At 63.0% G+C, this 19,704-nt stretch carries 19 protein-coding genes and 1 pseudogene; 11 read left to right on the top strand and 9 right to left on the bottom strand.

Going from position 1 to position 19,704, the window contains the following annotated elements:
- Positions 1-170: 170 nt before the first annotated feature.
- Positions 171-500, bottom strand: coding sequence for a YciI family protein (locus tag C1A35_RS35045; protein WP_104668833.1), 330 nt, complete (start codon positions 498-500; stop codon positions 171-173).
- Between the two features lie 267 nt (positions 501-767).
- On the opposite strand from C1A35_RS35045, the gene C1A35_RS35040 reads away from it, so the two are divergent.
- From C1A35_RS35040 to chrA, 4 genes are all read left to right on the top strand, one after another.
- Positions 768-1,034, top strand: coding sequence for a hypothetical protein (locus C1A35_RS35040; RefSeq protein ID WP_104668832.1), 267 nt, complete (start codon positions 768-770; stop codon positions 1,032-1,034).
- Positions 1,035-1,256: 222 nt separating this feature from the next.
- A complete protein-coding gene (locus C1A35_RS35035; protein ID WP_104668831.1) occupies positions 1,257-2,015 on the top strand; it encodes an alpha/beta hydrolase in 759 nt (252 codons plus the stop codon).
- 282 nt (positions 2,016-2,297) lie between these two features.
- A complete protein-coding gene (locus C1A35_RS35030) occupies positions 2,298-3,119 on the top strand; it encodes a chromate resistance protein ChrB domain-containing protein (protein WP_104668830.1) in 822 nt (273 codons plus the stop codon).
- A gap of 1 nt (position 3,120) precedes the next feature.
- Positions 3,121-4,527, top strand: coding sequence for a chromate efflux transporter (gene chrA / locus C1A35_RS35025; protein WP_104668829.1), 1,407 nt, complete (start codon positions 3,121-3,123; stop codon positions 4,525-4,527).
- A gap of 15 nt (positions 4,528-4,542) precedes the next feature.
- Here the strand turns inward: chrA and C1A35_RS35020 are convergent, their stop codons facing one another.
- Positions 4,543-4,737: a hypothetical protein gene (locus tag C1A35_RS35020; RefSeq protein ID WP_104668828.1), complete on the bottom strand. Its 195-nt coding sequence runs from the start codon at positions 4,735-4,737 to the stop codon at positions 4,543-4,545.
- Positions 4,738-4,966: 229 nt separating this feature from the next.
- Here C1A35_RS35020 and C1A35_RS35015 point away from each other — a divergent pair, with 229 nt between their 5' ends.
- From C1A35_RS35015 to C1A35_RS35000, 4 genes are all read left to right on the top strand, one after another.
- Positions 4,967-5,995, top strand: coding sequence for an NAD(P)H-dependent flavin oxidoreductase (locus C1A35_RS35015; RefSeq protein ID WP_104668827.1), 1,029 nt, complete (start codon positions 4,967-4,969; stop codon positions 5,993-5,995).
- Between the two features lie 107 nt (positions 5,996-6,102).
- A complete protein-coding gene (locus C1A35_RS35010) occupies positions 6,103-7,035 on the top strand; it encodes a LysR family transcriptional regulator (RefSeq protein WP_104668826.1) in 933 nt (310 codons plus the stop codon).
- Positions 7,036-7,502: 467 nt separating this feature from the next.
- Positions 7,503-8,003, top strand: coding sequence for a GFA family protein (locus C1A35_RS35005; protein WP_104668825.1), 501 nt, complete (start codon positions 7,503-7,505; stop codon positions 8,001-8,003).
- Between the two features lie 356 nt (positions 8,004-8,359).
- A complete protein-coding gene (locus C1A35_RS35000) occupies positions 8,360-8,989 on the top strand; it encodes a calcium-binding protein (protein WP_158665281.1) in 630 nt (209 codons plus the stop codon).
- Here C1A35_RS35000 and C1A35_RS34995 read toward each other — a convergent pair.
- The 5 genes from C1A35_RS34995 to C1A35_RS34980 all read right to left on the bottom strand — a co-directional run bounded on the left by C1A35_RS34995 (position 8,952) and on the right by C1A35_RS34980 (position 15,577).
- Complete coding sequence (locus tag C1A35_RS34995) at positions 8,952-10,355, bottom strand: efflux transporter outer membrane subunit (protein ID WP_104668824.1); 1,404 nt, start codon at positions 10,353-10,355, stop codon at positions 8,952-8,954. The genes C1A35_RS35000 and C1A35_RS34995 overlap by 38 nt on opposite strands.
- 3 nt (positions 10,356-10,358) lie before the next feature.
- The gene (locus C1A35_RS34990; protein ID WP_104668823.1) at positions 10,359-13,472 is read right to left on the bottom strand and encodes an efflux RND transporter permease subunit; all 3,114 of its coding nucleotides are present in this window, start codon (positions 13,470-13,472) and stop codon (positions 10,359-10,361) included.
- Entirely contained in the window at positions 13,469-14,617 is a 1,149-nt protein-coding gene (locus tag C1A35_RS34985; protein ID WP_158665280.1) for an efflux RND transporter periplasmic adaptor subunit, read from the bottom strand. The genes C1A35_RS34990 and C1A35_RS34985 overlap by 4 nt, the downstream gene beginning before the upstream one ends.
- 61 nt (positions 14,618-14,678) lie before the next feature.
- A complete protein-coding gene (locus C1A35_RS36275; RefSeq protein ID WP_158665279.1) occupies positions 14,679-14,816 on the bottom strand; it encodes a hypothetical protein in 138 nt (45 codons plus the stop codon).
- Positions 14,817-14,959: 143 nt separating this feature from the next.
- On the bottom strand, positions 14,960-15,577 hold the full coding sequence (locus C1A35_RS34980) for a Spy/CpxP family protein refolding chaperone (protein ID WP_104668834.1): 618 nt from the start codon (positions 15,575-15,577) through the stop codon (positions 14,960-14,962).
- Positions 15,578-15,795: 218 nt separating this feature from the next.
- Here C1A35_RS34980 and C1A35_RS34975 point away from each other — a divergent pair, with 218 nt between their 5' ends.
- Both C1A35_RS34975 and C1A35_RS34970 read left to right on the top strand, forming a co-directional pair.
- On the top strand, positions 15,796-16,521 hold the full coding sequence (locus C1A35_RS34975) for a response regulator (RefSeq protein WP_104668821.1): 726 nt from the start codon (positions 15,796-15,798) through the stop codon (positions 16,519-16,521).
- An 11-nt stretch (positions 16,522-16,532) separates the two neighbouring features.
- On the top strand, positions 16,533-17,765 hold the full coding sequence (locus C1A35_RS34970; RefSeq protein ID WP_337442013.1) for an ATP-binding protein: 1,233 nt from the start codon (positions 16,533-16,535) through the stop codon (positions 17,763-17,765).
- A 357-nt stretch (positions 17,766-18,122) separates the two neighbouring features.
- Here C1A35_RS34970 and C1A35_RS37170 read toward each other — a convergent pair whose 3' ends face one another.
- Positions 18,123-18,425 (bottom strand): hypothetical protein, encoded by a 303-nt coding sequence (locus C1A35_RS37170; protein WP_104668819.1) that lies wholly within the window; start codon positions 18,423-18,425, stop codon positions 18,123-18,125.
- 305 nt (positions 18,426-18,730) lie between these two features.
- On the opposite strand from C1A35_RS37170, the gene C1A35_RS34960 reads away from it, so the two are divergent.
- Positions 18,731-19,171, top strand: a complete 441-nt coding sequence (locus tag C1A35_RS34960; RefSeq protein ID WP_234823126.1) for a GNAT family N-acetyltransferase — start codon at positions 18,731-18,733, stop codon at positions 19,169-19,171.
- 217 nt (positions 19,172-19,388) lie between these two features.
- Here the strand turns inward: C1A35_RS34960 and C1A35_RS34955 are convergent.
- Positions 19,389-19,653: pseudogene (locus C1A35_RS34955) on the bottom strand (LysR substrate-binding domain-containing protein); the annotation flags it as partial.
- Positions 19,654-19,704 lie beyond the last annotated feature (51 nt).

Below are 19,704 nucleotides of genomic sequence, written 5' to 3'. Positions count from 1 at the left end.
GCCGCCGCCGGCGACCACAGCCGCATCGCCTTCCGCCCGACAAAGTGGAAGCTCTTCAGGGAAGGGCGGCCGGAGACGAAGTTCGCGCCCGCCGAAGCCACGGAGCCACACCGGCAAACGGCCGATGAGGCCGAATCCCTGCTCGCCGCTCAGGTATCGTGGGCGGCTCCTTAAGGCGTTTCGAGGGGCCAGACTTCGACGACCCCGTGCGCTACCGCGCAGGGGCTGCGCGAGACCACGTCGATCGCTTCCGCAAGATCGGCGGCTTCGATGACGGCGAATCCGGCCACCGGCAGCACCGATGACAGGAACGGGCCATCCTTCGTTTCGATGCGCACCCCGTCCGGGTTGCGCACCTGCACCGGCGTGCCGGCGATCCCCATCACCGCTCCCCCGGCCAGAAGCTCTGCGTCATGCGCATGTGCCGCATCGCGAACGGCCCGCCCCGTCCGCTCATAGCCGGCGCGGTCGCCATATCCGATGGTGACGAATTTTGGCATGGGTATCTTCCTCCGATCTATGAAAGCGGGCACCGCCCGGATTGCCGCATCCACCCCAGAGCGCATCGCGACCTTTCGCTCCGTGCGCTTTAAGTTATTGATTTGTCGCATGACGTCCTCGCAAGACCGCGGCGCACCTTTGCGCGACATGCTCTAGCTCCGACGGGCTAATTGACAGCCTGCGCGCCAGACAGTTCCGTAAAAAAACGCGGATACCGGCGGAAAGTTCGACGCGCCCCGCGTCCGCGCCATGACAGGGAGGATGCAATGCCAACCATCATCGCCCATCACAACATCACCAAAGCTGCTGAGCATTGGCTGACGTCGCCGAAGCGCAAGGAACTCTTCGGCACGCTCGGCGTGACGAACATTCGAACCTTCGTCGATCCACAAGACCCGAGCCGCGTGGCCATTCTCATGGACGTTCCGGATATGGACGCCCTGTCCAAGGCCATGCAGAGCCAGGCGGCGGCCGATGCGATGACCTATGACGGGGTCGTACCGGAATCGATCGTGATCCTCGTGGAACGATAGGGACCCTCCCCTCCGGCGATCGACCAGGAACCACGGATCATCGCCCCTCCCGTGGTCGATCGACCGTGCCGGGCCGAGTGCCGCGCCGCAACCGTTCAATCATGAGCAGCCAGCCTCGCGCTACACTGCGGTACATTCGCACGCGACGGCGGACATAACCGGGATACGTCGGCCTCCGAGACTGTGATCATCCGTTCACAAAACCGAAGAAGGACCGATCACATGCGCCGCCGGATTCTCTCCACCTTCGCCCTTGCCTTCGCGACAAGCGCGGTCGCCTTTGCCGCGCAAGCCGCCGAGATCAAGAACATCGTCATCGTCCACGGCGCTTTCGCCGATGGCTCAGGCTGGCGGCAGGCGTCCGACATCCTGACGCGCCGCGGCTTCAAAGTGACCGTCGTCCAGGAACCCCTGACGTCACTCGCCGCGGACATCGAGGCGACGAACAGCATTCTCGACCTGCAGGATGGTCCGACCCTGCTCGTCGGACACAGCTATGGCGGCATGGTGATCAGCGAGGCCGGCCATCATCGCAAGGTCGAGGGACTGGTCTACGTGGCGGCGTTCCAGCCCGACAAGGGTGAAAACCTGGCGACGCTCGCCGGATCGAAGCCAGCGGCCGCCGTGAGCATCCGGGAAACCGCCGACGGAAAGTATCTCTACCTCGATCCCAAGGCATTTCCGGCCGACTTCGCCGCCGATTTGCCCGCACAGGAGGCCGCCTTTGCCGCGAAATCGCAGGTCCTTGCCGCCAAGGATATTTTCGGCACCAGGGTCGGCGACCCGGCCTGGCGCACGAAGAAGAGCTGGGCGATCGTTGCGACCGAGGATCGCGCCATCAATCCGGATCTCGAGCGCGACATGGCCAAGCGCGCCGGCAGTCAGGTGAGCGAAATCAAGGCAAGCCACGCCGTCTTTGCCTCGCAGCCGGAGAAGGTCGCCGTGGTCATCGCGGCCGCGGCCAAGGAGGCCGGCAAATAGCCCGAATGCCGTCCTCCGCGACCTGAGTGTGGCATTCGGCACTCAGGTCGCATTCTTTTCGGTTGCCGACACCGGCCGCCAAAGACCTGTAACAATCCTCCGCTAGCTTGTCCGGCAATCATGCCTCGGCGCTATCCCGTCATACCCGTAAGGTCGCCGACGAAGCGTGGCTTGACAGCTTGCGGGGAACGGCGGCAAACTTTGCGTATGGGGGTGCGATCACCCCATGAGGCGCCAGCCGAAGCATCGCGTCCATAGAACCGCTCATCCGGAGGACGCGTCATGTCGTCATATCTCGAAATATCCTCGGAAAAACTCGCCCGCCTTATCGGCACGCCCAACTGTCCCGCGCTGATCGATGTTCGCGTCGATGAGGACTTCGACGCCGATCCGCGTCTCGTCCCGGGTTCTTTTCGGCGGAACTACCGCACCGTGCAGGACTGGATGGATGGCATCGACAAGGCTTCGGCGATCATCATCTGCCAGCAGGGCAAGAAGCTCAGCCACGGCGTTGCCGCCTGGCTGCGTAACGCCGGCATTTCTGCCGATGTGCTCGAAGGCGGCTTCGAGGCGTGGGTCGAAGGCAACAATCCCACTGTTCCGTCTTCGGCGATACCGGAACGGAACGCCCATGGACAGACCGTCTGGGTGACGCGGGCGCGACCGAAGATCGACCGCATTGCCTGCCCATGGCTGATCCGTCGCTTCGTCGACCCGGAGGCGGTCTTCCTGTATGTGGCGCCGTCAGAGGTCGAGATGGTCGGCGAGCGCTTCGGCGCGACGCCCTTCGACATCGATGCCCCGATCCGCTGGAGCCATCGCGGCGAACTCTGCACCTTTGATGTGATGGTCGAGGAATTCAGGCTTGCCACGGCCCCGCTGCTGCGGCTCGCAACCATCGTTCGCGCCGCCGATACCGCCCGCCTCGAACTTGCACCGGAGGCATCCGGCCTGCTTGCGGCCTCTCTCGGCCTCTCGCGCATGTATGCCGACGACCTCGAGCAACTGGAAGCGGGCATGCTGCTCTACGACGCCTTCTACCGCTGGTGCCGGGATGCGACCAACGAGACCCACAACTGGCCCTCGCCCAAGAAGGACGCCTGACATGACCGACATTGCAGACAAGGCCGCGCCGAAACCGGCGCGGCAACGGGAAAGTCACGGCATTCCCTTCGGTGAAGCGGTTCGGGTCTGGGCGCGGATCGCGGCGCTGAGCTTCGGCGGGCCGGCCGGACAGATCGCGGTCATGCACCGCATCCTCGTCGATGAAAAGCGCTGGATCGGCGAACACCGTTTCCTGCATGCGCTCAACTACTGCATGCTGCTGCCGGGACCCGAGGCGCAGCAGCTTGCCGTCTACATCGGCTGGCTGCTGCACCGCACCGCCGGCGGTCTCGTTGCCGGCATCCTCTTCGTGCTTCCGGGGTTCCTGGCAATCCTCGGCTTGAGCTACATCTATGCCGCCTTTGGCAACGTCACCGTCGTCGAGGGCCTGTTCTTCGGCCTGAAGGCCGCGGTGCTTGCGGTCGTCGTCCAGGCCGTTTTCCGCATCGGTGGACGGGCACTGAAGAACAAGGTGATGATCGGCATTGCCGCGGCCGCCTTCATCGCCATCTTCGTTTTCCGGGTCCCCTTCCCGCTCATCATCCTGGCGGCCGGCGTGCTCGGCTATATCGGCGCCCGCTCCGGCTCGCTGTTCTTTCGCATCGGTGGCGGGCACAAGGCCGGCACGGGTCCGATCCTCAAGGACGAAGACTCCGCGCTCGGCGAGGAAATCCCCGCGCATGCACGCCCGAATCTCGCCTGGTCGCTGCGGGTCTCGGCGATCCTGCTCGTCCTGTGGCTGGTACCGCTGGCGCTGCTTGTCGCCACCCTCGGCACGGGCAACGTCTTCAGCCAGATCGGCCTGTTCTTCAGCCAGATGGCGGTGGTCACCTTCGGTGGCGCCTATGCCGTACTTGCCTATGTCGCCCAAGAAGCGGTGCAGCACTACGGCTGGCTGAAGCCCGGCGAGATGCTCGACGGGCTCGGCATGGCCGAGACGACACCCGGGCCGCTGATCATGGTCGTGCAGTTCGTCGGCTTCATGGGCGCCTATCGCGATCCGGGTGCGCTCGCGCCCATGGCGGCCGCGACCCTCGGAGCGCTGCTGACGACCTGGGTCACCTTTGTTCCCTGCTTTCTCTGGATCTTCCTGGGCGCGCCCTTCATCGAGCGGCTGCGCAACAATGTCGCGCTGACCGGCGCCATGTCGGCGATCACCGCCGCCGTCGTCGGGGTCATCCTCAACCTTGCCGTCTGGTTTGGCCTGCACACGCTGTTTGCCGAAGTCGCCCCCTGGACGCTCGGACCGTTGGCGCTCGACATCCCGGTTCTAGGGTCGCTCGTGCTGCCGTCGCTGCTGTTGACGCTGGCGGCCGGCGTGGCGATCTTCCGCTTCAATGCGTCGGTCATAACCACGCTGCTTGCCTGCGCGCTCGCCGGCATGGCCTGGACGCTGGCAACGACCTGAGCGCGCTACCGGCGCTCAGTCGTCGTAGACGGATTGCGGCAGGTGAAATCCTTCCGGCAATTGCGATCCGTAAGACCGCTCCTCCGCTGGCAGTGGCGGTGGCGCGCGGTACTTCACCGCGCAGGCGGCGAGCACGGCCTTCAGCTGCACGGGCCGATAGTGTTCGACAAGGCTCGGAAGTGTTTCCTGTTCGTCCGTCTGTCGCGACATCGAAGGCCTCTCGGGTACGTCTCGAACAACAGTGCCAGTCAAGCGACCGTGCTGCAACCATCGTCGCGCGATCGCCAATCCGGGGGCCACCGTGATCCGGCAGCGTTTGCCTTGATCGGCCCACAGGATATTCGGGCGGGCGGTCGCGCCACCCCTTGCGTCCGCCACCCCTCACCCTAAATCTGCAGCACTGCCGGATGGCACGCAACACGCAGTAAGGACATGGAACATGCAGGGCACCCTTGCGAAACTCGGCCTGAGACATCCCCTGATCGTCGCGCCGATGGCCGGGGGGCCCTCATCGCCGGCGCTCGTGGCGGCCTCTTCTTCTGCCGGAGCGCTGGGCTCGATCGGCGCCGCCTATTCGAGCCCTGCGGCAATCGAAGAGTTCGCCCAGAATGTTCGCGCCCACACGGATCGCCCCTTCGCCATCAACCTCTTCATCCAGCATCCCCAGCCGGAGGTCGACGCCGCAACGCTCGAACGCGCCATCAGCGCGACGGCGAAATACCGTGCAGAACTCGGCCTTCCAGCACCAGAATTCGCAGCGCCCTACGAAGAGGATTTCGATCGGCAGTTCGAGGCGGTGCTGCGGGCAAGGCCCGCCGTCCTCAGCTTCGTCTTCGGCGTTCTCTCCGCCGAGCACATGCGCGCTGCCCGCAAAGCGGGAATGCTGATCATCGGCACGGCAACGACACCCGAGGAAGCCCTGGCGCTCGAAGACAGCGGCGTCGATGCCATCACGCTCCAGGGATACGAGGCCGGCGGCCATCGCGGCATCTTCGATCCGTCCGCCGAGGACGGCGAAATCGGCCTTGAAGACCTGCTCGCCCGAAGCCTCAAGAAGGTCAAGGTGCCGCTCATCGCCGCGGGCGCGATCATGACGGCTTCCGATATCCGGTCCATCCTTGCAAGAGGCGCCAGCGCCGTGCAGATGGGCACGGCTTTCCTTGCGACATCCGAAGCCGGGACATCGGCGCCCTATCGCGCGGCGCTCGGGGGCGCCGAGCGGAACACGCGAACGACCCGTGCCTTTTCCGGACGGTTTGCCCGCGGCGTCGAAAACCGCTTCATGAACGAGGTCGATGCCGGCGCCGTGATGCCGTTTCCGGCCCAGAACAAATTCACCCGCGACATCAGGGCAGCGTCCACGGCCAAGGGTTCGCCAGACTTTCTGTCCCTATGGTCAGGTACCGGCAGTGGCGACCTTTGGCAGGGCCCGGCGTCCGATTTGATCGCCCGCCTTTTTCCAGCGTAGTCCGGGAGGTGCAGCGCTCGCCGGTGCGCGCTGTGGCCCCCTTTACATCCGCCGCTTTGCAGGCGAATTCTTGCTGATTGACGGCAACTCATGCGAAAGTCGGCAGAATGGATCGTATCGATGCGATGAAAGTCTTCGTGACCGCTGTCGACGAAGGCAGCCTCGCGGCAGCGGCACGGAAGCTGAAGCGATCGCCAACCGCCATCAGTCGCGCCCTAAACCTGCTCGAGGCGCATGTCGGCGTCGAACTCCTGCATCGAACCACCCGGTCGCTGAAGCTCAGTGAAGCCGGCCAGCGCTATGCCGCTGCCTGCCGGCGGGTGCTGATCGATCTCGAGGAGGCCGACATACTCGCGGGCGGCGAGCGGGCGGCACCCCGCGGCACGCTGACGATCTCCGCCCCGCCCATCGTCGGCGAAGAAATCCTGCGCCCGATCCTCGATGACTTTCTCAATCGCTACCCGGCAGTTTCAGTCCGGCTGCTGCTGCTCGACCGCTTCGTGAACCTTATCGATGAAGGCGTCGATATCGCACTGCGCATCGGCCACCTCGCCGACTCGTCGCTGATTTCGACCCGCATCGGCGGCGATATCAGGCGCGTCGTCGTCGCCTCGCCACGCTATCTCGCCAACCACCCAAGGATCGACGAGCCGCTCGACCTTGCCAAGCAACAGATCATCGCCTTCACCAATTTCGGCCTCGATTCCTGGACGTTCACGCCAGCCGAGGGCTCGCTGGTTCCCCGCACGGTGCAGTTCACGCCGCGATACGTCGTCAACAGCGTGCGTGTCGCGGTCGATTCCGCCTTGGCGGGCACCGGCCTCGTCCGGCTCTATTCCTACCATGTCGCCAGCCACGTGAGAGACGGGCGGCTGCAGATCGTTCTGGCCGATGCCGAACACCCGCCGATGCCGGTTCATCTTCTTGCGCCGCAAGGCCGCATGTCGGTTCCGAAGGTCCGGGCCTTTGCCGACTACGCCCTGCCGCGTCTGCGAACCGAATTCGCGCGCATGGCGACGGAAGCCGGTACGCTCCGCTAATTATGCCGTTTGCCGGTTGATTGACCGCCGCTTGCCGTCAACTCCCCCACTCATCGGATGGGTCTAAATCTGATTGCACCAACGCCGAGGGCGGAGGACGGGCCGCGAAACGCCCGTTGCAATCGAAGAAGGATCACATCCATGAGCAACGTACAGAAGGTCGCGATCGCAACTATCGCGTCATCGCCACATCCCGCTCCATTCAGGAGAGCGCGGACGCCGGAATTCTCGCTTGCGGCTGCAGACCCACCGAACAATCTCTGCGAGCTTCAGCTACCGCCTAACCGGCGGTTGAAGCCGATGTTTATGGGCAGACGGTCAAGAAGGTGTTTTCGGGTCCATTTCATTTGGGTTGGCAAACCACGCTCACTAACATCAGAAATGGATCCGCTCTGAGAGGCTGGACGATCAAAAGGCGAAAACCTAAAAGAGATTAAGCCCAACCCGCCTCTTGAAGGAGGAAAAAAATGGAACGCATCGAGATGGAGGTGAGCGGCGGCTGCCAGTGCGGTGGCGTGCGCTACCACGCAACCGCTATGCTCGACAATTCGCACCTCTGCCATTGCCGCATGTGCCAGAAAGCCTCGGGCAACATCTTTGCCGCGCTCGTCGCCGCGCCCGATGATGCACTCACCTGGACACGCGGCAAGCCGAGCGTCTGGAAGAGCTCGGAGCTTGTCGAGCGCGGCTTCTGCGCCAATTGCGGCACGCCATTGTTTTTCCACCACCTCAAAAACGGTCGCACCAACCTGATGATCGGTTCGCTTGACGATCCGAACGCCTTCTCGCCGCTTGCCAATACCTGCACCGAGAACATGGTGGCATGGTTCGATACGATCACGGGCATCGAAAATACCGGTACGACCGAAAACAACGGCGCCGGCTGGGCCGCGGCAATCAAGGAGAGCAGCAACCAGCACCCCGATCACGATACCACCTCATGGGCGGTATCGTGGCGTGATGGCTGAGTCCCATTCCGGCAGCTGCCAGTGCGGCGCCGTCCGTTGCCGCTCTTCCCAAAAGCCGTCGTGTACGGCCGAGCCGGCGCTGAAATCCTTAGAGCCAGGATGCTGCCCGCCCATATTCTCGATCACAACACGAATTGAGAGCCCCCTCTAACTGCCAAGCGATATCAAATCCTGTAAGCGTTTCGTCAGCGTACAGGTCACGTGCGCTCCGCAAAACGCCACCGTCAAGCGAAAATATAATTAGTATATTTTTAGTTTATCGTGAAATTTGAACTAGTATTAAAGTAGTAAAAATAACTTTATTGCCATTGAAGATTCATATATGTACCTACACCTTCCAATTGGAGCGCATTGTCATGGCAAAATTTGTCGGGACTGCTGCGGACGATACTCTGACCGGTACGGACGAGGATGACCGGATCTGGAGCCTTGGCGGCAATGATGTCGTCGATGGCGGCGCCGGCGACGATCTTGTCGATGGCGGAGCGGGCGACGATGTGCTGGCAAGTTCGAGTGGCTTTGACGAGCTCACCGGCGGCGACGGCAATGATCGGTTATCGTTCACGGGCGTCTGCGGCGCTTCGCGCGGCGGAACGGGCGTCGACACCCTTGTCGGCGATTATTCCGGAAGGTCCGATGGATTTCTGTTCAATGGAATGAACGGCCACGCAGCCTTCGGCGATTTGTCCATGGCAGAGAACCATCTATATTTCACCGATATCGAGCAGCTTAATCTCACGACAGGCAGTGGCAATGACAGGATCATTGCCACTGGGTTCAGTCTGATCAACGTCCATACTGGTGCCGGTGATGACCGTGTCGAAGGTGGCGACGGCGACGATCAGATTTTTGCCGGTGACGGCAGCGAATCGCGCGAGCATACGGTGAGGGACCTCCGATCGACACAACCGCCACGAACCAACGGGCGGAACGAGCAACGGCCGCATCTCAACTTCCTGAATTCGACTTATCGGCTAGACTTGTGACCGCCCATCCCCCACCGAGCGTCTCACAGATCGTGATGTGGGTCGTTGCAATCGCCACCTCGCTCTGCACAAGCTTATCTTCCGCCGAGTAGAGATCGTCTTGCGCGTCCAGCAGGTCGAGGAAGTCTGCAGCGCCGGACTTGTACAGCTCGCTCGACTGCGCGACGGCCTGCCTGTAGGCGACAACGCTCCGGCGCAATGCCACCTGTCGCTGTCGCTCACGACTATAGCTGACAAGCGCGTTCTCCACCTCCTCCACCGCACTCGCTACCGTTTCGCGATAGGCGAGATATTGCTCGCGTGCCTGCGAACGCTCGACGTCAACGAGGGCCTTGCGCCGACCGGAATCGAACACCGGCACGCTCAGAGACGGGCCGAGCGCCCAGCCTCCGCCATCAGTCGCGAGGCCGGCGACGCGTTCAGCCGAAATGGTGATCGATCCGGAAAGCGACAGGCTCGGATAGAGGTCCGCTTCGCGCACGCCGATATCGGCGACTGCGGCCGCCAAGTTTCTCTCTGCGCGACGAATATCTGGCCGATTGCGCAGAAGATCCGCCGGCAGGCCGGCCGAGATGCCCTGTCGTGGCAACGGCACTCCCCTGCCCTTTGCGATCTCGGCGCGAATCGTTGCAACCGGACGATCGAGCAGCGTTGCCAGCCGATTGAGGGATGCGTGCAGCGAGGTTTCAAGCGCGGGGATGTTCGCCTCCGTCGAGGCAGCCCCGCCGACCGCCTGGGAGACGTCCAGGTTGGTGGCTCCGCCGGCTTGAAGCTGAGCCTGCACGACACTGACCGCCTCTCGTTTTCCGGCGAGCGCTCGGCGCGCCACGTCAAGGCGATTTTGGTATCCGCGCGCTTCCACATAGGCAGTGGCGATATCGCCGAGCAGAGTGAGGCGCGCTGCGCTCAGATCCTCCCGCGCCGCTTGAACCGTGGCTCGCGCGCTTTCGCGGCTGCGCCGATACTTGCCGAAAAGATCGATCTCCCAGCCGCTGGCCAACTCTCCGGTCGCGGTCGTCGACAACGACTGGCCGCCCGTCTTCGTCGCTTCCGACAAAACCGAACCGTCGATATCGGGCGAACCTTCAGCTCCGGTCGCCCTGGCGTCCGCCTCCGCTTCTCGGACTCGTTGCGAAGCCTGTGCCACTGTCAGGTTCGAGATCTGCCCTTCCGCGATCAGCCGGTTTAGCAGGGGATCATTCAGTCCCTCCCACCAGCGTGTCTCAGGCACGACCCGGGAGCCTTTTGACGCCGCTTCCGCGTAGCCGGTGACCAGTGCGAGTTTTGGCGTGGTGTAATCAGGGCCAACGGCGGCGCAGCCGCCGAGGAGGCAGACCGCCCCCAACGCGATTGAGAGATGGCGCACGGATCAGCTCTCCCGTGCTTTCGCAGCAGACGGCTCGGTTTCTTCCGGCAGAAGCTTACCGAGGTGTCGGCCGAGAACGCGCTGGATGTCGTCGAGGAACGTGTAGACGACAGGCACGTAAACCAGACTGAGGACCGTTGACGACAGCAGCCCGCCTATGACGGCGATGGCCATCGGTGCGCGTGTTTCCGCATCGGCGCCGATTCCAAGCGCAATCGGCAGCATGCCTGCACCCATGGCGATCGACGTCATGACGATCGGCCGCGCACGCTTGCTCGCCGCATCGAGCAGCGCCTCGATGCGGCCCATGCCACCCTCCTGTTCGGCTTTCAGCGCATACTCGACAAGCAGAATTGAATTCTTGGCGGCAATGCCCATCAGCATCAGCAGCCCGATCAGCGCCGATATCCCGATCGCCTTGCCCGTCAGCAGCAGGAAGCCGAGAGCGCCGCCGACGGAGAGCGGCAGGGCGACGAGGATCGTCACCGGCTGGACAAAGCCGCGGAACAACAGAACAAGCGTCAGATACATGAGCAGGATGCCGGCGCTGATCGCCGTCGCAAAACCCGAGAACAGCTCCTGCATCCGGGCGGTATCACCACGCGCCAGCTCGTGGACACCATCCGGCAGCGATTTCATCACCGCCAAATTTCGGATCGCCTCGCTCGCTTCGCCAAGCGTGATGCCCGACAATTCTGCTTCGATCGTGACGCTGCGACTGCGGTCGACACGGCTTATGGTGTTCGGCCCGGCATCGAAGTCGATGTCGGCGATCGCACCGAGCGGCACGGTGCCCTTGGTGCCGGTAAGCGGCAGAACCGCGAGCTTGGAGGGATCGTCGATCGCTCCGTCGGGCAGCGTTACGACGATGGATATCTGGCGGTCTCCGAGGCTGAACTTCGGCAGGCTGGCATCGTTGTCGCCGATGGTTGCGACCTTCACCGTCTCGGCGATCTCGGAAGGGGTAATCCCAAGCTCGGATGCGCGCGCATTGTCTGGCCGGATGATCAGTTCCGGCTTCGTGTTGGTGGCGGTCGATGTAGGGTGCGCAAGCCCGGGGACCGACCGCATTTGGGCGAGCAGCGTATCGCTTGCTGCCTCAAGCGTATCAGGATCGTCGCCGGCAAGCGTGACGGACACCTTGGCGCCCGACGAACCATCGGCGCCGAACTGAATACGGGCTCCCGGTATGTCGGCAAGCCTCGGTGCGGCTTGCGCTTCGAACTCCTGCTGCGAAATGGCGCGCTCGTCCGCCGCAACGAGGTTCACCGTGACTGTCGCCGTGCGGACCTCTGCGGAGGAAGACGCGCGGTTCGGGCCTCCGCCCGACTCTGCCGCCGTTCCGACTGCGGCAAAGACGCTGGCGACGGCCGGGTCGCCCTCAAGCCTCTCAGTAATGTCCTTCACGACGGCCGTGGTCTGTTCGATGGTCGAGCCGGGCGCCAGCTCGACCGAAATCACCGACCGGCCACGATCCGTCGCTGCCATGAATTCGGTCGGAAGCTGCGTGGCCAGCATGATCGAACCGGCAAAAAATGCGACGCCTGCAAAGAGCGTGATCCAGCGATGCCTGAGCGCGGTGCGCAGCAACAGGACGTAGGTCGGCACCCATGCAGGCATATCCTCGCTGACATGGCTTCCGGCGCGCATCAGGTAAGCCGCCATCAGCGGCGTCAACATTCGCGCGACCACGAGCGAGAAGAGCACGGAGACGCAGACGGCGACGGCAAAGGAGAGGAAGAACTTGCCGGGGATGCCGGGCATGAAGGCCACGGGCAGAAAGACCGCGACAATGGTCGCCGTGGTCGCGACCACCGCAAGACCGATCTCGTCGGCTGCCTCGATCGCCGCGCGATAGGCACTGGCGCCTGTCTGGCGCATGTGGCGGACGATGTTCTCGATTTCGACAATGGCGTCGTCGACGAGGATGCCCACCACCAGCGAGAGCGCCAGCAGCGTGATGTTGTTCAGCGATATGTCGAAGACCCACATCACGGCGAAGGTCGGGATTAGGGACATCGGCATGGCGACTGCCGAGATCAGCGTGGCGCGGATATCGCGCAGGAAAAGCCAGACGACGCCGATTGCGAGCAGCGCCCCAAGCCACAGGGCTTCGAGCGCGGCGTCATAACTTTCCTCGACAAAGCCGGCGGACGAGGTCACTTCCGTGAAAGTGATGTCAGCGTTTTGGGCGTCGGTCGCGGCAATCGCCGCACGGACCTTTTCGACGACGTCGAGCTCGCTCGAACCGATCGAGCGATAGACGCTGAATGCCACCGCTTCCCGGCCGCCGAGAAACGCAGTCTGGCGCGGCTTCTCCCAGCTGTCGACGACCTGCCCGAGATCGGAGAGCTTCACGTCGCGGCCGTTGGAAAGCGGCACGCGCGTTTCGGCGAGCGCCTCGACCGTGTTCGCGCTACCGACGGTTCTGACCGACTGTTCCCGGCCGCCGACATTGGCGCGGCCGCCCGGCTGATTGACGTTGATCCTGGCCAGTTGCTGGCTGATATCGGCGGCACTGATACCGAGCGCGGCGAGCCGATCGGGATCAAGCTCGACCCGGATCACGCGATCAACGCCCCCGGAACGCTCGATTTTCGACACGCCGTCGACCCCAAGCATCACCTTGGCGACGTCGTTGTCGATGTACCAGCTCAGTTCATCCAACGCCATGGACGGCGCGTCGACCGTGAATGTCAGCACGGAGTTGCCGGTCGCGTTGACGCGGCTGACGACAGGCTCGTTGACGCCGTCCGGCAAGTCCGATTGAACCGAAGACACGGCGTTGCGCACGTCGTTGGTCGCGGTCTCGGGATCGGTGTCGAGCGTGAACTCGACGGTCGTGGTCGACGAGCCCTCGCTGATCGACGTCGAAACGTCGTCAACGCCTTCGAGACTGGCAACGGCGTTCTCGATGACTTGCGCGACCTGGACCTCCATTTCGCTCGGGGCAGCGCCCGGCTGCGACACGGTCACCGTCACCGTCGGCAAGTCGATATCCGGCTGATTGTTGATGCGAAGCTGCGTGAACCCGTAGAGCCCGGCGATCATCAGCGAGAGAAAGAGGACGATGGTCGGAACAGGGGTGCGGATCGACCAGGAGGAAATGGCGTTCATCGGACTGACTCGCTGCTCGCGGCGTTGGAATTGTTCTCTGCCTCGGCCGGGCTGAGGCGGACGGTGTTGCCGTCTGTCAGGAAACCTGCCCCGGCGATGACGACGCGTTCACCGCCCTCCAGGCCTGAAAGGACGGTAACTCGCCCACTGCTGCGTGTGCCGGTTTCGATCGCGCGTGCCGCAGCTTTGCCGTCATCTGCGACAACGAAAACGGACGAGGTGCCGTCCCGCCAGACCAGTGCGCTTTCGGCAACGCTCGGCATGCGGCTCACCGCCGTTTCGATCGAGACACGTGCGAACATGCCCGGTTTGAGCCCGGAACCGTCGGCGAGCGACACGCGAGCCGTGCCGAGGCGGGTGGTTGCGTCGACCTTCTCCCCGACGGACGAAACTCTGCCCTGGGTTATCGTTCCTGACGCGTCGGTGACTGTCGCAGCCTGTCCGATCGCGACGGACCGCAAGTTCCTTTCGGGAACCTGCACTGACACTTCAATCCTGCCGTCCCGGATGATTTTCATGAGTTCGGTCCCGTTCTGGACAATGGCACCGACGACCGCAGGTTTCTCGGAAACGAGGCCATCAAATGGGGCCCGGATTTCGGTCTGCGCCAGCTCGGCCTCCTTGCGCTCGGCAGCGGCTTCCGCCTGAGCGAGTTGGGCGTGACTGGTCTTGACCGTCGTTTCCTTTTCCTCGGCACTCTCGACGCTGATTGCCTTGCTGCCCAGGAGCTTCTGCGCACGCGCGGACGCGGACTGAGCGGACTCAAGCGTAGCGCGTGCCTGCTCGACCGCGGCTAGCTGTTCGGCGAGCTGCGCCTCCAACAGCGCGCTGTCCAACCGGGCAACAATTTCGCCGGTGATGACGTGATCGCCTTCCTTGACGAAAACGTCCGCCAGCCGGAGCCCGCTCGCTTCGGCGCCGATGGTCGCCTCCTGCCAGGCCTCAACCGATCCGGTTGCCGTCACGAACGTCGCGGACGTGTCCTTCCGAACCGTCTCGACGGACACCGTCAATGAAGCCTGAGGCGTGGTCGGTTCTTCTGCCGGCGCCTCGCTCGTTCGCCCGTAGGCCTTCAGCACCGCCACGACCGCAACCGGGATGAACACCGCCGCGACGAGCAGAGATCTTTTAAGGGACGTTCTCATGGGTAATCTTCTCGTCATGGTCCGGCTTTCGCGTGGTGCGCTTGGGCAGGGTGAAGGTGGTTCACATCAGCTGAACGGCGCCAGCCAGAATGTCAGTGTCCAACGCCAGCGGCTTTTGTCGCCGATCGATCCTGGTCGTCGGCGTGACAGAAGCTGCCAAGACGATCAGGCGAAACATCAGCAATGCGTCCCACAGCATGGAATTTCCTGTGCTTGCCTCGATCCCCGGGGGATCGACGGGTTTTTGAAGCGTCGAATGGAAGGCTGGCCGGTCCGCTATGGACGGAGGTGGAGGACCGGCCAGCGCCGCCGGTCAGAGGGCCCTTCCGCCTGGGGCTGGCGTCAGGGATGGCCCACCTCGTGGCCGCCTCCGGGACCGGCTGCATCCTCCGGCGCGCGCCCCCTGCCTCCCGGGTCGAACCCGAGCCCCCAGGGATGAAACGCCGAAGCGAGAATAGTTTGCTGTTCAGGGGTCAACGTGGTGCGGAGCGCCACGATGGCCGATTTCAGTTTCTGCGCGGCCTCTGCGCGCTTGGCGACGTCATCGGCAAGGGCCTCCTCACGTGCAAAAGGAGCCGTGCCAGCGTCCGGACGCGGCCCGCGCGGATCGAAGCGACGCGGATCCGGCGGCGGCAGAAGTGCCTGCAGGGCGCTGGTGTAGTCGCGCCATGCGTCCAGCTGCTCGGCACGAATACCGATGCGCGTCTCGAGGATCGCCAAGCAGGCGGCGAGCGCCGCTTCGGGCGGCAAGTCCAACCCTGGCATCTGTCGGCCAGCGCGCTCCTCGAACCGACGCGGCCCGGGTGGCATAAAGTCGGCCTGCCCTGCCGGCTCTACGGTCTGGCCGGCATCTTCGGCGGCCGCAGGCCTGTTCTGCTCGACGGCCGATGCTGTCTGTGCGGTAGCTACCTGAACGACGGCGATGGATGCGGCGCCAAACGCCCGAAATCCGTTTCGCATGATGCTCTTCCTTTCCACATGTCCGTGACGAGGGGAGAGGTAGAACGCATCCATTTCCGGCGTGCTTCGGCCTATGTCTCAAGGTTTCCCGTTTCAGCAGATTTGTTGCCGAACATTGCTGGGCGATCGATGGAAACATTCGGTTGCAAATTTCCATGCGAGACCCGCGGCTCGGCCCTATAGTCACGGCCGGCAACAGGAACGGAATGACACGGACGATGCAGAGAGAGCCCCATATTCTTGTCGTCGACGATGACGGCGAAATCCGAACCTTGCTTGGACGCTATCTCGATGGCCAGGGCTTCCGTGTATCCGCGGCCGCCAACCGCGCGGAATGCGAGAAGCGCCTGGCCACGGGCCATTTCGATCTGATTGTCCTCGACGTCATGCTGCCCGATGGCTCGGGCCTGGACATCTGTCGCGCCTTGCGCGATCGCAAACCGCATACTCCGGTGATCCTGTTGACCGCCCTGAAGGAGGATGTCGATCGCATCATCGGGCTCGAGCTCGGCGCGGACGACTATCTCGGCAAGCCGTTCAACCCGCGTGAGCTCGTCGCGCGCATTCGTGCCGTGCTGCGTCGAGCGGCCACAGGCCAGGACGACGCTCCGGGCAAGCGCAGCTATCATTTCGCCGGATACACGATGGAACCCGAAACGCGGCGGGTGACAAACGCGGCAGGAGAAAACATCGACCTGACCGGCGCCGAGTTCGAACTGCTCCAGGTGTTTGTCGAGCGGCCCGGCCGTCTTCTCTCACGCGATCGGCTCCTCGATCTCACCCAGGGGCGCGGGCGCGATCCGCTCGACCGGTCCATTGACGTCCTGATGAGCCGGCTGCGCCGCAAACTCGGCGACAACGAAGGATCGCCCCTGTTCAAGACCGTCCGCAACGGCGGCTACCAACTGACCGTGCGCGTCGAAGCCGGGGATGTGTCCGAATGACCTCGCTCAGGATGCGCATTGCGATCCTGCTGATCGTCTCGATCGTTGGCGTCGTCGGGCTGGCCACGCTCGCTGTTGTGAGTGTCATTCGCGGCCCCGCGCCCGAAGCGACCGTCGAGCCCCTGGCACGGCAAATCCGACTTCTCACCGAGTTGCTTCCAAGCGGACCTACAGGCGGGGCGCTGCCGGAAATCGATCTGCGTGATCGACCGGCCGAAGGCGAAGCGGATGAAAGAGCCACGCAGTTCCTCAACGAAGCTTTCAAGAAAAGCGGAAGCGCACTTACCGCTGTCGTCGCGCGGGCCGTGGGAAGGCCCGGCATCGTGGCATCCGTTCCGCTTGCGAACGGTCAATGGCTGGTCCTGGATGTTCCCGATTACTCTCCGCCGCGTGATCGCTGGTTCGTGCTGTCGGGCTGGATCGGCCTGATCGTGCTCGGCGCTACCGCCGTCTCGCTTTATTTTGCCGCCGTGCTCACGCGACCGGTCGCAATGCTGGAAAAGGCTGTGACACGCGTTGGACCGGATGGCGTTCTCGCCCCTCTCCCGGAAGACGGCTCTAGCGACGTTCGCGCCACCGCGCGCGCCCTCAACCGGCTTTCGTCGCGGCTGAAATTGGCGATGGAGAGCCGGATGCGGCTCATTGCTGCAGCGGGTCACGATTTGAGAACGCCGATGACCCGCATGCGGCTGCGGGCCGAATTCCTGGCCGATGAAGAGCGCGAAAATTGGGTGAAGGATCTCGATGAGCTCGATCGCATCGCCGACAGTGCCATCAGCCTGGTGCGCGAGGAAATCGACGAAGGCAATCTGGAACCCACGGCCTTGGACGCTGCTGTCCTGGGTGTTGTCGAGGAACTCGCCTCTCTTGGCTTGAAAGTGGAGGCGGGCCGTATCGACAAGGTTTCCGTGCATGCCGGCGGGCTCGGCCTGCGCCGTGCACTCAGAAACCTCATGGTCAATGCGGCCACCCACGGCCACGGCTGCCGCGTCGACCTCAAGGTGGAAAACAGCAAAGCGATCATCACGATCGTCGATCGAGGACCCGGTATCCCGCCCGATCTTCTCGACAAGGCCTTCGAGCCCTTCTTCCGTGTCGACCCCGCCCGCCGGCAATCAGTGCCTGGCGCTGGTCTGGGACTGGCGATCGCCAAGGAAATCATAGAGCGTAATGGCGGATCGATATTCCTTTCTAATCGAACTGGAGGCGGTCTGGAGCAGCACATCGAGTTTGATATCGACTGATCAAATACCGATTGCGAAACTGACGGGTTTGCCCAAGACCAGCTTCGGCGGCATTGCAACGATGACTATAGAACGAACTGCTATTGCTCGCGCTCACCTGCTATTCGCGGTGCGCACCAGGCGGTCAGCTGGACCGCGACGAAGCCAGCGAAGCGGCGAATTCCGCCGCTCGTTGCGCGGCTTGCCCGCCGGAAAAAAGCGCGCCCCCCACGACAGCGACATCAACACGGAGTGACAGAAGCTGGGCGAGGTGCTCAGGGCCAATCTTGCCGTCAACGACAGTGTGGAGGCCCTTGGGTCGCTCGGCGAGGCGCTCAAACGCATCCACATCGAAGGCCCCACCACCCGCGGGCGCCGTCAGAAACAGACAACCGTCAATCGCTTCGAGAAGTGGCTCAAAAACACAACAGGGGTGGTATGTCGGAGCGCGGCATAGGTTTTGCCGCCGTTGTGGCGAATGATGGAAGCCAAGTCTCGAAGATCGTCTTCGATTTCAACGTGGACCGCGATCGAACGCACGCCCATCTCTGCAACGCGCACGACGGCATCTCTCGGCCTCGCAAGCATCAATTGCACATTCTGAAACAGCGTCGCACTGGCTCGACGTGTAGATCTTTGCGGCGGTATCGGCGATTCAGCTAAACTGCGGCAACACCCCATTCCTTAGATTATACGCTCATACGAGCATCTTCGAGGAGATCAACGGATTGCTTTACGTCGTGCGACCACTGAGGCGCGGCCCATGAGTGACGAAGGGTTTAATTCGGCGAAGAGCCTCAGGCGGGAAAGGCAGCTGTGCTTGCTTTCGCCTTAGGCCGTTGAACCCCGGCGCAGTTCATTTACGATACAACCCTGTTCGACTGGGTCCATCAGGAGTCATCGCTCGACTAACAATGTCGATAGATCGTGCTGCGAAAATGTCATCCAGAACTAAGATCAGAGCCGCCCGAGAAGAGGATGCGCCTGTGCTCGGCACGTACGGATCGCTGCTGATGGCGCTTCATCATCAATGGGATCCCAAGCGCTTCCTGGCGACGGGAACCGATACGGAGCTTTCCTATGCTCGCTGGCTTCGAAGTCAGCTTGGAAAACCCGGTGTCGTGCTTCTCCTTGCCGAACAGCGAACGGCAACTGTCGGTTACGCCTATGCCTCACTTGAGGGCTATAACTACATGGCGCTCCGAGGACCGGCGGGCGTCATTCACGATCTTTTCGTAGAGCCTGAAAAGCGCAGTCAAGGCATTGGCCGGATGCTCCTCGATGCGGCCATTGCAGAGTTAAAAGCGCGAGGGGCAAACCTGATCGTGCTCTCCACAGCGCATAGGAACGAGGCTGCTCAACGGCTGTTCGCTACAGCAGGCTTTCGCGCGACCATGGTCGAGATGACACTCGACGGGCAAGAGTGATCCGGGAGCACCGCCGCCTCGTAATGTTTTGAGGGCGGAAAAATGAGTGCACCAGGCGCCGGACACGGCACGCAGCCAGAGCCAATTCGCGCGCGACTTGACCGGTTCAAAGGGTCTCCGCAGGAGGTTCAGCTTGAGCGCCGACCACAGGCGGGGAACCGGAACCGACTACCCCGGCACGCCGCTCCGCTTGATTGAGGAGTGGCGAACAACGCCATCAAGAGGTCCCCGCCCCTCTCCTGCCCAACGGCCGCGCCAGCGACCGGGCAATGTCGATGATGTCGTCGCGAGACGCGGTCGGATCCTCCTTGCTCCAGGCAACCCCAAGCCCGATCTTCAGATCGACGCCGCGCACCGGCCGAAGCTCGAAGTTGCGGTTCGGCAGGTCCTTCGTCCATTCCGGCGCAAAGCCGTTGCCGAGACCGGCCGAGACCAGTGACACCAGCGAAAATTGTATCGTCGCAGCTCACATGAGGATTTTGACGTCAAGATCGATCATCACTACATCGCGTTCATTCTCCCATTTTCTTGCA

The organism is Ensifer adhaerens (assembly GCF_002940685.1).
In the GTDB taxonomy this organism is placed as follows: domain Bacteria; phylum Pseudomonadota; class Alphaproteobacteria; order Rhizobiales; family Rhizobiaceae; genus Ensifer; species Ensifer adhaerens_E.
This window is presented reverse-complemented; position numbering and strand designations above follow the sequence as displayed.